This window comes from Streptomyces sp. NRRL B-24572, from assembly GCF_002156145.1.
Lineage (GTDB): Bacteria > Actinomycetota > Actinomycetes > Streptomycetales > Streptomycetaceae > Streptomyces > Streptomyces vietnamensis.
Genome location: NZ_MWIG01000002.1, coordinates 1 through 15,037 on the forward strand (window position 1 = coordinate 1; position 15,037 = coordinate 15,037).

Annotated in this window: 15 protein-coding genes and 1 tRNA gene; 10 read left to right on the top strand and 6 right to left on the bottom strand. The window is 72.2% G+C overall.

Annotated elements, in window-relative coordinates:
- From CCN56_RS00105 to CCN56_RS00120, 4 genes are all read left to right on the top strand, one after another.
- A partial coding sequence (locus CCN56_RS00105) for a FadR/GntR family transcriptional regulator (protein ID WP_373412804.1) occupies window positions 1-671 on the top strand: 671 nt, incomplete at its 5' end.
- A gap of 181 nt (window positions 672-852) precedes the next feature.
- Window positions 853-2,310 (top strand): amino acid permease, encoded by a 1,458-nt coding sequence (locus tag CCN56_RS00110; RefSeq protein ID WP_086821895.1) that lies wholly within the window; start codon window positions 853-855, stop codon window positions 2,308-2,310.
- Between the two features lie 123 nt (window positions 2,311-2,433).
- Window positions 2,434-3,519, top strand: coding sequence for an S-(hydroxymethyl)mycothiol dehydrogenase (locus tag CCN56_RS00115; RefSeq protein ID WP_086821896.1), 1,086 nt, complete (start codon window positions 2,434-2,436; stop codon window positions 3,517-3,519).
- The gene (locus CCN56_RS00120) at window positions 3,519-4,148 is read left to right on the top strand and encodes an MBL fold metallo-hydrolase (protein WP_086821898.1); all 630 of its coding nucleotides are present in this window, start codon (window positions 3,519-3,521) and stop codon (window positions 4,146-4,148) included. Before CCN56_RS00115 ends, CCN56_RS00120 begins: the two co-directional genes overlap by 1 nt.
- Here the strand turns inward: CCN56_RS00120 and CCN56_RS00125 are convergent.
- Both CCN56_RS00125 and CCN56_RS00130 read right to left on the bottom strand, forming a co-directional pair.
- Window positions 4,132-5,058: an RluA family pseudouridine synthase gene (locus CCN56_RS00125; RefSeq protein WP_086821900.1), complete on the bottom strand. Its 927-nt coding sequence runs from the start codon at window positions 5,056-5,058 to the stop codon at window positions 4,132-4,134. The two genes, CCN56_RS00120 and CCN56_RS00125, sit on opposite strands and share 17 nt — an antisense overlap.
- A gap of 66 nt (window positions 5,059-5,124) precedes the next feature.
- Window positions 5,125-5,212: transfer RNA gene (locus CCN56_RS00130), tRNA-Leu, on the bottom strand.
- A gap of 208 nt (window positions 5,213-5,420) precedes the next feature.
- Here CCN56_RS00130 and CCN56_RS00135 point away from each other — a divergent pair.
- The 3 genes from CCN56_RS00135 to CCN56_RS45525 all read left to right on the top strand — a co-directional run bounded on the left by CCN56_RS00135 (window position 5,421) and on the right by CCN56_RS45525 (window position 8,064).
- Window positions 5,421-6,746, top strand: a complete 1,326-nt coding sequence (locus CCN56_RS00135) for a M20/M25/M40 family metallo-hydrolase (protein WP_041128408.1) — start codon at window positions 5,421-5,423, stop codon at window positions 6,744-6,746.
- A 128-nt stretch (window positions 6,747-6,874) separates the two neighbouring features.
- Entirely contained in the window at window positions 6,875-7,108 is a 234-nt protein-coding gene (chpH, locus tag CCN56_RS00140; RefSeq protein WP_030218232.1) for a chaplin ChpH, read from the top strand.
- A 140-nt stretch (window positions 7,109-7,248) separates the two neighbouring features.
- Window positions 7,249-8,064, top strand: coding sequence for a chaplin (locus CCN56_RS45525; protein WP_086821902.1), 816 nt, complete (start codon window positions 7,249-7,251; stop codon window positions 8,062-8,064).
- Window positions 8,065-8,138: 74 nt separating this feature from the next.
- On the opposite strand, the gene CCN56_RS00150 is transcribed toward CCN56_RS45525, so the two are convergent.
- Entirely contained in the window at window positions 8,139-8,327 is a 189-nt protein-coding gene (locus tag CCN56_RS00150) for a DUF5703 family protein (RefSeq protein ID WP_017241661.1), read from the bottom strand.
- A gap of 47 nt (window positions 8,328-8,374) precedes the next feature.
- Here CCN56_RS00150 and CCN56_RS00155 point away from each other — a divergent pair, with 47 nt between their 5' ends.
- Entirely contained in the window at window positions 8,375-9,040 is a 666-nt protein-coding gene (locus CCN56_RS00155; protein WP_086821903.1) for a hypothetical protein, read from the top strand.
- Between the two features lie 78 nt (window positions 9,041-9,118).
- Here CCN56_RS00155 and CCN56_RS00160 read toward each other — a convergent pair whose 3' ends face one another.
- Both CCN56_RS00160 and CCN56_RS00165 read right to left on the bottom strand, forming a co-directional pair.
- Window positions 9,119-11,401 carry a helix-hairpin-helix domain-containing protein gene (locus CCN56_RS00160; protein ID WP_256961597.1) on the bottom strand — a complete coding sequence of 761 codons (2,283 nt, stop codon included), beginning with the start codon at window positions 11,399-11,401 and terminating at the stop codon, window positions 9,119-9,121.
- On the bottom strand, window positions 11,398-12,375 hold the full coding sequence (locus CCN56_RS00165) for an aldo/keto reductase (RefSeq protein WP_041128404.1): 978 nt from the start codon (window positions 12,373-12,375) through the stop codon (window positions 11,398-11,400). Before CCN56_RS00165 ends, CCN56_RS00160 begins: the two co-directional genes overlap by 4 nt.
- A gap of 128 nt (window positions 12,376-12,503) precedes the next feature.
- On the opposite strand from CCN56_RS00165, the gene CCN56_RS00170 reads away from it, so the two are divergent.
- On the top strand, window positions 12,504-13,553 hold the full coding sequence (locus CCN56_RS00170; protein WP_086821905.1) for an LLM class F420-dependent oxidoreductase: 1,050 nt from the start codon (window positions 12,504-12,506) through the stop codon (window positions 13,551-13,553).
- A gap of 392 nt (window positions 13,554-13,945) precedes the next feature.
- On the top strand, window positions 13,946-14,731 hold the full coding sequence (locus CCN56_RS00175) for a ferritin-like domain-containing protein (protein WP_086821906.1): 786 nt from the start codon (window positions 13,946-13,948) through the stop codon (window positions 14,729-14,731).
- A 9-nt stretch (window positions 14,732-14,740) separates the two neighbouring features.
- On the opposite strand, the gene CCN56_RS00180 is transcribed toward CCN56_RS00175, so the two are convergent.
- Window positions 14,741-15,037: CorA family divalent cation transporter (locus tag CCN56_RS00180; protein ID WP_306300572.1), on the bottom strand; the 297-nt coding region annotated here is incomplete at its 5' end.

Genomic DNA, 15,037 nt, shown 5'->3' on the forward strand with positions numbered 1-15,037 from the left:
ACGTCCTGGCCGCCCTGGGCCTCGCGATCACCGCCGGGGAGTACCCGCCGGGCACCGTGCTGCGCACCGACGAGCTCGCCCAGCGCTTCGACGTCTCCCGGACCGTCGTCCGCGAGGTCGTCCGGGTCCTGGAGTCCATGCACCTCGTCGAGTCCCGCCGCCGCGTCGGCGTGACCGTGCTCCCCACGGCCAGCTGGAACGTGTACGACCCCCAGGTCATCCGCTGGCGGCTCGCCGGCGCCGACCGCCCCCGCCAGCTCCGCTCCCTCACCGTGCTCCGCTCGGCCGTCGAACCGGTCGCCGCGGGCCTGGCCGCGCTGAACGCCACCCCCGAGCAGTGCCGCGAACTCACCGAGCAGGCCCTCGGCATGGTCGCCACCTCGCGCGGCAGGCGCCTGGAGGAGTACCTCGTCCACGACATCGCCTTCCACCGGGTCGTGCTGGGCGCCTCCGGGAACGAGATGTTCGCCCGCCTCGGCGACGTCGTCGCCGAGGTCCTCGCCGGCCGCACCCACCACCACGTGATGTTCGAGGACCCCGACCCGGCCGCCGTCACCCTCCACGTCCAGGTCGCCGAGGCCGTACGGGAGCGGGACGCGGCCCGCGCGGAGGAGCTCACCCGGCAGATCGCGGTCGGCGCCCTCCAGGAGCTGGACGTCCTCGCGCCTTAGTTCACCCGGGTGTTACCCGCCCGTAAGCTCTGAATTAGCTCAAATAAGGGCGTTCAGTGACATGCGTCACAGTCAGTCGGGTGTCGTTGCCGTGAGTATGTGCGCTGGCCGTGCCGGGGACACCCCCCGCTCAGGTACGGCCGGGTACCGCACCATCCCCCTCACGAAGGCGAACAACTCCATGACTGACCGCGTCACCGCGGCCGAGCCGCTGTCCGCCGCTCCGGCGAACCCGGCCGCCCCCCACGTCGACGCAGGCGACGCCGGGTACCGCAAGGACCTCAAGTCCCGGCACATCAACATGATCGCCATCGGCGGCGCCATCGGCACCGGCCTCTTCCTGGGCGCCGGCGGCCGCATGTCCCAGGCGGGCCCGTCCCTCTTCATCGCGTACGCCGTCTGCGGCGTCTTCGCCTTCTTCGTGGTGCGCGCCCTCGGCGAGCTGGTGCTCTACCGCCCCTCCTCCGGCGCCTTCGTCTCCTACGCCCGTGAGTTCATGGGCGAGAAGGGCGCCTACACGGCCGGCTGGCTGTACTTCCTCAACTGGTCGACCACCGCCGTCGCCGACATCACCGCGGCCGCCACCTACGCCCACTTCTGGGCCATGTTCAGCGACGTCCCGCAGTGGGTCCTCGCCCTGATCGCCCTCGCGGTCGTCCTCACCGCCAACCTCATCTCCGTGAAGTACTTCGGCGAGATGGAGTTCTGGTTCGCGATCATCAAGGTCGCCGCCCTGGTCGCCTTCATGCTCGTCGGCATCTTCCTCGTCGTCACCTCGCACGACGTCGGCGGCCACACCCCGGGCCTCGCCAACATCACCGACAACGGCGGCATCTTCCCCAACGGCATGATGCCGATGCTGCTGCTCATCCAGGGCGTCGTCTTCGCCTACGCCTCCGTCGAGCTCTGCGGCGTCGCCGCCGGCGAGACCGAGAACCCCGAGAAGATCATGCCGAAGGCGATCAACTCGATCATGTGGCGCGTGGGCCTCTTCTACGTCGGCTCCGTGGTCCTGCTCGCGCTGATCCTCCCGTACACCGCGTACTCCGGTGACCAGAGCCCCTTCGTCACCGTCTTCGACAAGCTGGGCATCCCCGGCGCCGCCGGCGTGATGAACCTCGTCGTCCTCACCGCCGCCCTCTCCAGCCTCAACTCGGGCCTCTACTCCACCGGCCGCATCCTGCGCTCCATGTCGCTGTCCGGCTCCGCGCCCAAGTTCACCGGCGTCATGAACAAGGGCGGCGTCCCCTACGGCGGCATCCTGCTCACCGCGGGCTTCGGCGTCGCCGGCGTCTTCCTCAACTACGTCATGCCCGGCGAGGCCTTCGAGCTGGTCCTCAACTTCGCCTCCATCGGCATCATCGGCACCTGGGCCATGATCATGATCTGCTCGCTGCTCTTCGTGCGCCGCGCCGAGCAGGGCAAGGTCACCCGCCCCGGCTACCAGCTGCCCTGGGCCCCGTACACCCAGATCGTGACCCTGGGCTTCCTCGCGGCCGTCCTCGTCCTGATGTGGATGGACGGCGGCATCAGCCGCACCACCGTGAACTGCCTGCCGCTCATCGCGGCCGCGCTCACCGGCGGCTGGTTCCTGGTCCGCCGCCGGGTCCGCGAGACCTCCGCGGCCCAGCAGGGCTGACGACTCCCCCACGGGAGGCGGCGGGACCCCCACAGGCACGGCCTGCGGGGGTCTCGCCTTTTGTCAGGAGATAGTGGTACGCAAGAGCCTTACAAGATCCGGTCGGAGGAAGGGAAGTTCGCGATGCCGCAGCACGTCCAGGGGGTCATCGCCCCCGGCAAGAACGAGCCGGTACGGGTCGAGACGATCGTCATCCCCGATCCCGGCCCCGGCGAGGCCGTCGTGAAGATCCAGGCCTGCGGCGTCTGCCACACCGATCTCCACTACAAGCAGGGCGCGATCAACGACGAGTTCCCCTTCCTGCTCGGCCACGAGGCCGCCGGAGTCGTCGAGTCCGTCGGCGAGGGCGTCACCGACGTCACCCCCGGCGACTTCGTGATCCTCAACTGGCGCGCCGTCTGCGGCACCTGCCGCGCCTGTACGCGGGGCCGCCCCTGGTACTGCTTCGCCACCCACAACGCGAAGCAGAAGATGACGCTCCTCGACGGCACGGAGCTCTCCCCGGCCCTCGGCATCGGCGCCTTCGCCGAGAAGACCCTCGTCGCCGCAGGACAGTGCACCAAGGTCGACCCCTCCGTCGCCCCCGAGGTCGCGGGCCTCCTCGGCTGCGGCGTGATGGCCGGCATCGGCGCCGCGATCAACACCGGGAACGTCGGCCGCGGCGACACCGTCGCCGTCATCGGCTGCGGCGGCGTCGGCGACGCGGCCGTCGTCGGCTCCCGCCTCGCCGGAGCCGCGAAGATCATCGCCGTCGACATCGACGACCGGAAGCTGGACAAGGCCCGCGAGATGGGCGCCACCCACACGGTCAACTCCCGCACCTCCGACGCCGTCGAGGCGATCCGCGAGCTCACCGGAGGCTTCGGCGCCGACGTCGTCATCGAGGCCGTCGGCCGCCCGGAGACGTACGAGCAGGCCTTCTACGCCCGCGACCTCGCCGGCACGGTCGTCCTCGTCGGCGTCCCCAGCCCCGAGATGAAGCTGGAACTCCCCCTCCTCGACGTCTTCGGCCGCGGCGGCGCGCTGAAGTCCTCCTGGTACGGGGACTGCCTGCCGTCCCGCGACTTCCCGATGCTCATCGACCTGCACCAGCAGGGCCGCATCGACCTCGCCGCCTTCGTCACCGAGACCATCGGCCTCGGCGACGTCGAGAAGGCCTTCGCCCGCATGCACGAGGGCGACGTCCTGCGCTCGGTGGTGGTCCTCTGATGGCGGCCCGCATCGACCACCTCGTCACCTCCGGCACCTTCAGCCTCGACGGCGGCACCTGGGACGTCGACAACAACGTGTGGATCGTCGGCGACGACACCGAGGCCCTCGTCATCGACGCCGCCCACGACGCCGGGGCGATCCTCGCCGCACTCGACGGCCGCGCCCTGCGCGCCATCGTCTGCACCCACGCCCACGACGACCACATCGACGCCGCCCCGGCCCTCGCGGCCGCCACCGGCGCCCGCATCCTGCTCCATCCGGCCGACCAGCCGCTGTGGAAGCTCACCCATCCCGACCACAGCCCGGACGGCGAGCTCGCCGACGGCCAGGTCCTGACCATCGCCGGCACGGACCTCACGGTCCTCCACACCCCGGGGCACGCCCCCGGAGCGGTCTCCCTGTACGCCCCCGACCTGGGCACGGTCTTCACCGGCGACACCCTCTTCCAGGGCGGCCCCGGCGCGACGGGCCGGTCCTACTCGGACTTCCCGACGATCGTCGACTCGATCCGCGAGAAGCTCCTCACCCTGCCGCCTGAGACGGTCGTCCGCACCGGCCACGGCGACCCCACCACGATCGGCGCGGAAGCCCCGCACCTCCAGGAGTGGATCAACCGAGGCCACTGAGCCGCAGCCGGCTCTCGAAGCGCATCTCGTCGCCCGTGAACGGGTCGGTGAACTCCAGCGTCCGCGCGAGCAGTCGCAGCGGACGCGCGAAGTCCTCCGGCCCGTCCTCACGGACCACCGGATAGACCGGATCGTCCAGGATCGGCAGCCCCAGGCCGTTCATGTGCACCCGCAGCTGATGGGTCCGCCCGGTCACGGGCAGCAGCCGGTACCGCCCGAGCCCTCCCGCGTGCTCCACCAGCTCGATCCGGCTCTCGGCGTTCGGCTCGCCCGGCACCTCCCGGGCGGCCATCACCCCGCGCTCCTTCTCGATCCGGCTCCGCACGGTCACCGGCAGCTCCACCGCCGGGTCGTACGGCGCCACCGCCTCGTACTCCTTGCGCACGGCCCGGTCCCGGAACAGCGTCTGGTACGCCCCCCGGTCCTCCTCCCGTACGACGAACAGCACGAGCCCCGCCGTCAGCCGGTCGAGCCGGTGCGCGGGCTGGAGGCGCCCAAGCCCCAGGTCACGCCGCAGCCGGGCGAGCGCGGTCTCCGTCACATGCCGTCCCCGGGGCATCGTGGCGAGGAAGTGCGGCTTGTCCACGACCACGATCCGCTCGTCGCGGTGCACGACCCCGATCGCGAAGGGCACCGGCGTCTCGGCGGGAAAGTCCCGGTGGAACCAGAGGTACCGCCCCGCGGTGTACGGCTCGTCCCCGCCGACGGGACCGTCCGTCCCCACGAAACGCCCGCCGAGCAGCATCTCCTCGACCCGCCCGGCGCCGACGGCGGCCCCGTACCGGTCGACCAGGTACTCCCCGACGCTCGCCCAGCCCTTCCCGGGGTCCTCCGGCAGCCGCACCCGCACGGGATCGATCCCGTCCCGCTGGGGGAGGGGCGAAGAGGGGCCCTTGGATCTGCGTCGCACCGGTCCTACCGCCGTGAGTCCTGCTGCCGCAACAAGAAAGACCCCACATGATGTGGGGTCTTTCGATGGTGTCCGAGGGGGGACTTGAACCCCCACGCCCGATAAAGGGCACTAGCACCTCAAGCTAGCGCGTCTGCCATTCCGCCACCCGGACAAGGTGTCTGTCTTCTTGGCCGCTGGGCCCTTCCGACGAGGAAAACCATAGCAAACATTCGGAGTGGTCGATCACCACCCCTGTTCGGCCCCCGTCATGTGACAGCCGCATGTCGGCCGACGGGCGCTCTTGGGCACCGAGGGGGCCGCGCGGGAGGATGGGTGGGATCACAAGGAACCACGTGGGGCACGTAGTGGGAGGAAGCAGCGTGAGCGAGTCGAACACGGCGCGGGGCATCACCGGCGAGGACGAGGTCGTCGACCTCTGTCGCGACCTCATCCGCATCGACACCAGCAACTACGGCGACCACTCCGGTCCCGGAGAGCGGGCGGCGGCCGAGTACGTCGCCGAGAAGCTCGCGGAGGTCGGACTCGAGCCGAAGATCATCGAATCGCACAAGGGGCGGGCCTCCACCGTCGCCCGGATCGAGGGCGAGGACCCGTCGCGTCCGGCCCTGCTCATCCACGGCCACACCGACGTCGTCCCGGCCAACGCCGAGGACTGGACCCACCACCCCTTCTCGGGCGAGGTCGCCGACGGCTGCGTCTGGGGCCGCGGGGCCGTCGACATGAAGGACATGGACGCGATGACCCTCGCGGTCGTCCGGGACCGGCTGCGCAGCGGCCGCAAGCCCCCGCGCGACATCGTCCTCGCCTTCCTCGCCGACGAGGAGGCCGGCGGCACCTACGGCGCCCGGCACCTGGTCGACAAGCACCGTGACCTCTTCGACGGGGTCACGGAGGCGATCGGCGAGGTCGGCGGCTTCTCCTTCACCGTCAACGAGAACCTGCGGCTCTACCTGGTCGAGACGGCCCAGAAGGGCATGCACTGGATGCGCCTCACCGTCGAGGGCACGGCGGGCCACGGCTCGATGACGAACAACGACAACGCCATCACGGAGCTGTGCGAGGCCGTGGGCCGCCTCGGCCGCCACGAGTGGCCGGTGAGGGTCACCAAGACCGTCCGCTCCTTCCTGGACGAGCTCTCGGACGCCCTGGGCACCCCGCTCGACCCCGAGGACATGGACGGCACCCTCGCCAAGCTCGGCGGCATCGCCAAGATGGTCGGCGCCACCCTCCGCAACTCGGCCGCCCCGACGATGCTCGGCGCCGGCTACAAGGTGAACGTGATCCCCGGCCAGGCCACGGCGCACGTCGACGGCCGCTTCCTGCCCGGGTACGAGCAGGAGTTCCTGGCCGACCTCGACCGGATCCTCGGCCCCCGCGTGAAGCGCGAGGACGTGCACGGCGACAAGGCCCTGGAGACCAGCTTCGACGGCGCCCTGGTGGACGCCATGCAGCTGGCCCTGCGCGCCGAGGACCCGATCGCCCGCGCCGTGCCGTACATGCTCTCCGGCGGCACCGACGCCAAGTCCTTCGACGACCTCGGCATCCGCTGCTTCGGGTTCGCGCCGCTCCAGCTGCCGCCGGAGCTCGACTTCGCCGGCATGTTCCACGGCGTGGACGAGCGCGTTCCGGTGGACGGCCTCAAGTTCGGCGTCCGGGTCCTGGACCGTTTCCTCGACGCCTGCTGAATTCGCCAGTGTGTTTGTATGTGACCGGAAAGAGTGAATGAACTCGGGCGCTCGTAGCTCCCACCATTCCCCCTCGTTACAGGTGGTGCGGTCCGCGGCTGGGGCCGCATTGCCAACTAGGAGGAATAATGATCAAGAAGGTCGTCGCTGCTGCGGCTGCCACCGGCGGTCTCGTTCTCGCGGGTGCGGGCATGGCCGTTGCCGACGCGGGTGCCCAGGGTGCGGCCATCGGTTCCCCCGGTGTCCTCTCGGGCAACGTCGTCCAGGTGCCGGTTCACGTTCCCGTGAACCTGTGCGGCAACACGGTCTCCGTGATCGGCCTGCTGAACCCCGCCTTCGGCAACACCTGCGTCAACGCCTGACGTTGTGCCTCGCCCCGTGAGGGTGTGAGCCGGTCCGGCCCCGGAGTGCGTGCCATGCACTCCGGGGCCGGTGGCCATTTCCGCCCCGGGCCGTCAGCCCGGTGGCACTCTTTCGAAGCCGAGCAGGCAGGGAACAAGCTATGCGACAGGTCACGCGCAAGGGCCTCATCACCGTCGCGGCCGCCGGAGGCGTTTTCGCCGCCGTCGGCGGCGGATATGCGCACGCCGATTCCGGCGCGTACGGTACGGCCACGAATTCCCCGGGCGTCGCGTCCGGAAATTCCGTCCAGGTCCCGGTGCACGTGCCGGTGAACGCCTGCGGAAACACCGTCAATGTCGTCGGACTGCTCAATCCGGCATTCGGCAACAAATGCGCCAACACCTCTCCGTCCGGTGGCGGCTCCTCCGCCGGTGCGCACACCGGTGACTCCCCGGGCGTGGGCTCCGGCAACAACGTCCAGGTGCCGGTCGACGTGCCGGTGAACGTCTGTGGCAACAACGTCACGGGCGTCGGCCTGGGCAACGCCGTCATGGGCAACGACTGCGCGAACGAGGGAGGGGACACGGGCTACGGGGAGGAAGGGCCGGGCACCCCGGGTACGCCTGGGACCCCCGGTACTCCGGGTACGCCTGGGACCCCCGGTACTCCGGGTACGCCTGGTACCCCCGGGACTCCCGGCACGCCTGGTACCCCTGGCACCCCGGGTACGCCTGGGACGCCCGGCACACCTGGGACGCCCGGCACCCCCGGGACGCCTGGCCACCCCGGTACCCCCGGCCACCCCGGCAACGAGGGCGGGCCGAACACCCCCGGTACCCAGATCGTCACTCCGCCGCGGGCCGTCGAGGAGCTCGCCGAGACCGGCTCCGGTTCGCTCGGCGTGATCCTCCCCGCCGGTGCCGGGATGCTGCTGGCCGGCTCGCTGATCTACCGCCGAGCCCGCGGCGCCGCCTGAGCCCGTAGCGCGGTCACGCACCACGCACAGGGGCCCCGCACACCGCGGGGCCCCTTCTCGTTGTCCGTTTCTCGCTACCAGGTCGCGCGGATCTGGCGGATGATCCGCCGCTTCAGCCGCACCCGGCGGCTCCCGTCCCGGTGCAGGCTCAGACGGTCCAACTCCCAGTGTCCGTACTCGGCATGGTCGGTCAGGAGCCGCGTGGCCTCCTTGCGGGAGACACCGCGCGGCACGTACACGTCGACGAATTCGTATTCCGGCATCGCATCTATTGTGCGGGCACGGGCCCGGTACGGATAGCGTCTGTCTCATGTCTGATGCTGCGCAGCCCACCGCTGCCGAGGTACGTGCCGCCGCCGAGGCGGTCAAGACCGCACTGGACCGTCACCTCGCGGCGGTCGAACGCCGCACGGGAGACGACGACACGGCCGTCTACGAAGCCTTCAACGCCCTCGCCGCGGCGGCCGAGGCGTACGACGAACTCCTCTACGACCGCTACGACGAGGTCACCCCCTTCGAGATCCCCGGAGCCGACGGCAACCTGCCGCCGTACGCCGGACCTGACGAACCTCACGCCCTCAGCCTCCTGATCCGCCGCGACTACGCCGTGGCGGAACCGCAACGCCTGCTCGCCCAGGCCCGCCGCGTCGCCGAGCTCGACGGCGACGCGGACACCGCGGTGATCGCCAAGGCCGGCGTCTCGCCGCTCGCCGCGCTCGGCGTGCTCTTCGGCGAGTACGAACCGGACGAGATCGCCTCCCGGCACAAGGAGTTCGGCCTGGAGGAGGGCGACTCCACGCTCTGGGTCACCGCCGCCGAGGAGCTCCCGGAACCGGGGGAGTGGCTGAACGCCCCCTTCGACCACGCCGACCCCGAGCGGATCGTGTGCCGCTTCGACGTCAGCTCCGTCTTCGACGAGGACGAGGAGGACGAGGACCAGCCCGTGGAGGCGGCGGCCCGCGGCGCGGACGCCTGACAGTCTCCTGCCGGACGGAAGGGGGCCGGGACGCAGTGTGCGGTGTCCCGGCCCTCCGCCGTTCTTTCCCGTGGCCGCCTATGCCTCGTCGGCGGCCAGCAGGCCCTCCAGGAGCGGCCGCAGCCGCGTCGTACGCTCCGGGGCCACGCCCTCGGCCACCGCGCGGGCCAGCGCCTGGTCCACACCGTGCACGACCGACAGGTGCCGCTCCGCGCGGCCGAAGGCCGTGTACACCCACGCCCGGCTCAGGCCTCCCGCCGCGTCCCCGGGCAGCACCACGACCACGGCGGGCCAGCGGGCCCCGGCCGCCTGGTGCGCGGTGAGCGCCCAGCCGTGCCGCAGCGCCGTGCCCACCTGCTCCTTCGGTACGAGGAGCTCGTCGTCCCCGCAGCGCAGGCGCAGCCCGTCGGCGTCGGCCGAGAGGACCGTGCCCGTCACCGTGCGCCCCGGCACGGGCGCGTACGCCACCCGGTCCCCGGGGTCGTAGCCCCCGAACCGGCCCGGCCCGGGGTTGAGCCGCTGCTTGAGGGCGGCGTTCAGCGCGCGCGTACCGGCCGAGCCGCCGTGGCCGACCGTGACGACCTGCGTCCGCTCGGACGGCACCCCGATCGCCCGGGGCACCGAGTCCGCCACCAGCTGGACCGTGCGGTGCACGGCCTCGCCCGCGTCCCGCACCGGGACGATCACGACCTCCTTGCCGGGGGCCTCGACCTGGTTCAGCTCGCCGACGCCGATGCCCGACACCAGCTCGCCGAGCGGCCCGGGGTCGGGGACGCGCGAGGCGATCCTCGGGCACACCCGGGCCGCGAGCACGTCCGCGAACACCCGGCCCGCGCCCGGCGCGCCGAGCACCTCCGGGTCGCCGCTGAGCACGAGCCGGCAGCCGTCCGGCAGCGACTCCACGAGCATCGCGCCGGTCTCCACGTCCAGCTGCGGCGCGTCGAGGACCACGAGCAGGTCCAGGGCGAAGGCGCCCTCCTCGTCCCGGCCGGGACCGGCGGCCCCGGACAGCAGGGCGGCGACCGTCACGGCGTCCGCCCCTGCGGCGCGGCGGCCGCCGTCCGCGTGGACGGCCACCAGGGTGCGCAGCCCGCGCTCCCGGGCCGCCGCCGCGAGCGCCACCGGCTCGGCGCGGGAGGCCTCGCCGCCCGTGTGCAGGACGAGGCCGTGCGCACCGACGGCGCGCTCCAGCTCGCCGCCCTCCCAGGCGTCGGCCTTCGCCGTCCTGACCAGCCGGGCGAGCCCGTCCGCGAGGCTCTCCTCCGCCAGCGCGTACCGGTCGAGCCCGAGCAGTACGGGAGTGGCGGGCGCGGCCGTCTCCTCCTCGACGACGTCCTCGTCGCCGTCGGGCTCCTCCTCGGTCTCCTCCTGGAAGAGGAGGACCGCGCCCTCGGAGACCGCCGTCTCGACGGCCTGCTCCGGGTCGGGGACCGCGTGCCCGGCGAGTCCGGCGCGCACGGCCTGGATCTCCAGGGCCGTGTGCCCCTGGAGGGCGGCCCGCTCCAGGAGCCACACGGTCAGGGCGACCGTGCGGCGCGGGTCGCCGGGGCCGCACGCGGAGCCGAGGAGCGCCCGCGCGAAACCGTCGGCCTGCTCCGGCCGGACCCCGGACACCGCGAGCAGCTGCCACGGGTCCTCGCGCAGTGCCGTGGCCGCGCCCTCGCCGAGCGCGGCGGCGACCTGGCCGGCCAGCGCCTCCGGGGCGCCGCCCTCGGCGAGGACCTCGCGGACGGCGGCGGTGGTGCCGGGCGCCGGAGCGGTCGGCCGCTCGGGTGCGGGGGGCCGCACGGTCACGACGGCGGGTGCTGCCTCGGCGTCGGGGCGTCGGGGCGCGGGTGCTTCGTAGAACGTACTGCCGGAGGCGGTGCCGCCCTCCACGGCCCGGACGGCCGCGAGGAGGTCGGCTGCGGTGCCGCTCAGCTTGGCGCCACTCGCCACCGGCCCGCTCTTCTCGGCCTTCCGCGCCTCGATCTTCGCCCGCAACTCCCGCTGCGCGGCAAGCTCGGCCTGAGCGTCGCTCAACTCGGGCGCGTCGGCTCCGCCGCCGGATCCCGCCTCTTCGCCGGAGCCCGGCCCTTCGGCCGGAGTCGGCCCTCCGGCCGAGGCCGACTCCTCGCCGGAGCCCGGTTCTTCGTCTGCCTCCGGCTCGTCGGCCGAACCCGGCTCGTCGGCCGAACCCGGCTCCTCGGCCGTCCCCGAGTCGTCGGCCGGCTCCTCGGCCGCCCCCGGTGCGTCGTCGGCCGTCCCCGGCCCCGTGGTCGGCTCCTCGGGTGCGTCAGGTGCCGGGGCCCCGGGGGCCTCCCGCAGGTCCTCGGCAGGGGCCACGGCCTCGGGCGCGGTCTCCCCGGAAGGCTCGGTCACAAGGTGCTCCAGTCGTGATCCGGATAGCGGTGCACGGGCGCCGACACATCGTCCAGCGCCCGACAGATCTCGTCAGGAAGACTAAGGGCCTCCACTGACAACGCGGCCGTGAGCTGGCGCGCCGTGCGCGCGCCGACGATCGGGGCCGTCACTCCGGGACGGTCGCGCACCCACGCGAGGGCGACGTGGAGCGGGGTCGTCGCCAGTCCGTCCGCCGCCGTCGCCACGGCGTCGACGATCCGGCTCGCCGCCTCGTCCAGGTACGGCTCCACGAAGGGGGCCATCGTCTCCGAGGCGCCCCGCGAGTCCGTCGGCGTGCCGCTGCGGTACTTCCCCGTCAGGACCCCGCGCCCGAGCGGGGATGAGGGCAGCAGGCCTATGCCGAGGTCCATCGCGGCCGGCAGCACTTCCCGCTCGACGCCCCGCTGGAGCAGCGAGTACTCCAGCTGCGCGCCGGCGAGCCGGGTCCGGTCGCCGCCCAACTGCCAGGTGCCGGCCTTGGCGAGCTGCCAGCCGCAGAAGTTCGACACGCCCGCGTACCGCGCCCGGCCGCTGCGCACCGCGATGTCGAGGGCCTGGAGCGACTCCTCCAGGGGCGTGTACGGGTCGAAGGCGTGCAGCTGCCAGAGGTCCACGTGGTCGGTGCCGAGGCGCGCGAGGGACGCGTCGAGCGCGGCGAGCAGGTGTCCGCGCGAGCCGTCCGTGCGCCGGTCGGGGTCCGGGACGCTGCCCGCCTTGGTCGACAGGACGAGGTCCTGCCGGGGCACCAGGCGCTCCATCAGGCGCCCGAGCAGGTACTCCGCCTCGCCCCCGCCGTACACGTCGGCGGTGTCCACGAGCGTGCCGCCCGCGTCCCAGAACGCCTTCAACTGCTCGGCGGCGTCGTGCTCGTCGGTGTCCCGGCCCCAGGTGAGGGTGCCGAGTCCGATGCGCGACACACGCAGGCCGGTACGTCCGAGATGCCTCTGCTCCATGGGCGCGAGAGTACTGGCCAGGGCACCACGCGGAGAGAGCCTGTGGACAACCGTGTCCTGACGGATGGCCCACGCGCGCGCTAGAGTCCGGCCCAAGAGACGTTACCGATGGGTAAGGGGTGTGTGGAATGCGGCTCGGCATCAACCTCGGCTACTGGGGCGCCGGCATGGACGGCGACAACCTCGCCGTCGCCCAGGAGGCGGACCGCCTCGGCTACGACGTCTGCTGGGCCGCCGAGGCCTACGGCTCCGACGCCCCCACCGTCCTCTCCTGGGTCGCGGCGCAGACGGAGCGGATCGACGTCGGCTCCGCGATCATGCAGATCCCGGCCCGTCAGCCCGCCATGACCGCGATGACGGCCGCCACCCTCGACTCGCTCACCGGCGGCCGCTTCCGCCTCGGCCTCGGCGTCTCGGGACCCCAGGTCTCCGAGGGCTGGTACGGCGTGAAGTTCGACAAGCCGCTCGCCCGCACGCGCGAGTACGTCGAGATCGTCCGCAAGGCCATGACCCGCGAGCGGCTCAGCTACGACGGCGAGCACTGGACCCTGCCGCTCCCCGGCGGCCCCGGCAAGCCCATCAAGCTCACCGTCCACCCGCAGCGCGAGCACATCCCGCTCTACATCGCCGCGATCGGTCCGAAGAACCTGGAGCAGACCGGCGAGATCGCCGACGGCGCCCTGCTGATCTTCCCCTCCGCCGAGCACCTGGAGGAGACCGCGCTGCGGCACCTGCGCGCGGGCCGCGAGAAGGCCGGCCTGACCATGGACGGCTTCGACGTCTGTCCCACCCTGCCGCTCGCCCTCGGCGAGGACGTGAACGCGCTCGCGGACGTGTTCCGCCCGTACACCGCGCTGTACGTCGGCGGCATGGGCAGCCGCAAGCAGAACTTCTACAACCAGCTCGCCCAGCGCATGGGGTACGAGAAGGAGGCCGCCGAGATCCAGGACAAGTACCTGGCCGGCGACAAGACCGGGGCCGCGGCCGCCGTGCCGCACTCCCTGATCGACCAGACCACGCTGCTCGGCTCCGTCGAGCGGATCGCTGAGCGGATGACGGCCTACGCGGAGGCCGGGGTCACCACCCTCACCCTCGCCCCGGCCGGCTTCACCCTGGACGAGCGAGTGGCGGCCCTGCGGGCGGGCGTCGAGGCGATGGAACGCGCGGGCCTGGCGTAACCACGGGGCGCGGCGCCGGACCCGACGGACGGAGTCCGGCGCAGGCGGTCGAAGCCTGTGAGGCCCCCCGGGGCCGATCGGTGCGAGAGCGCCGTCCAAGAATGGATCGGAGTCCGGCGCAGGCGGTCGAAGCCTGTGAGGCCCCCCGGGGCCGATCGGTGCGAGAGCGCCGTCCAGGAGGGGAAAGCCTGCGGCCGTGGTGGGGGCTCGGGGGTCTTCCCCGCCACGGCCGTCATGCGGAACAACGCTCCACCGGGTCTCCGGTTACGCCCTCGGTCCTCACTCTTTCGGCCGAGTCGCCGCGCCCTCCTGTTGCCCGTCGTCCGGGACCGGACTTGACTCGTTCTTCCCGGACGCACCGGAGTACGGGCGTCCGCACGGAGGTGGCGGCGATGCTCACGGCCAAGGGCCTGTTCCAGGAAATCATCGACAACGACGAGTCCTTCCGGCTCTTCTGCTCCATCGCCGCGAGCGGCGAGTCCCAGGGAGGCTGGGAGAACGCCCGGATCGCGGCCCTCGTCGCACCCGGCATGCGCGCCCTCGCGCCCAAGATCACCCGGCACGGCGCCGACGAGGACAAGCACGGCCGGATCTTCAACGCGTTGATGAAGAAGCGCGGTCTCGAACCCGTCCCGGTGCCCCCCGACACCGACTACACGATGCTGCTCGAACAGCGCGGCATCGGCCTCGCGCACGACAAGCTCCGCGCCGACCGGCCGCTCACCGAGGAGGACGTGGTCGTCTACCTCGCGCACAGCAGGGTCACGGAGGAGCGCGCCGCCGACCAGATGCAGCTGCTCGTGAAGCACTTCGGCGACCACCCGGAGCTCGGCAAGGCCATCCGGATGATCTGCAACGACGAGGACAACCACCTCGCCTACTGCCACGAGGAACTGCTCCGGCTCGCTCGCCAGGGCCACGGCCGGCTCATCCAGCGGACCCTGCGCGAGTCCGCCCTCGCCGAGATCCAGGTCTACCGGGACGTCAGCCTCGCCGTGATGCGCCACATGGGCCGCATCCTGAACTGGCCGAAGCCCAAGGCGGCCGTCCTCGCCGCCGGGATCCACGCCGTGTACCTGTACGAGCGCGCCGCCGGCTGGCACAGGATGGTCGACCTGCGGATGCCCGAGCGCCTCGACGCCCTCGGCGGCCCAGCGACCCCCGCGCCCGCCTTCTGATCGCGGGAGCTACATCCAGCCGCGCCGCTTGAACACCCGGTACAGCGCGACGACGATGCCCGCCATCACCACGATCACCACCGGGTAGGAGGCCTCCCAGCGCAGCTCCGGCATGTGGTCGAAGTTCATCCCGTAGATCCCCGCGACCATCGTGGGGACCGCGGCCATGGCCGCCCACGCCGAGATCTTCCGCATGTCGTCGTTCTGCCGGACCCCCATCTGCGCGAGATGGGCCGACAGCACGTCGGACAGGAGCCGGTCGAGGCCCTCCACCTGCTCGTTGGAGCGCAGCAGATGGTCGTTGAC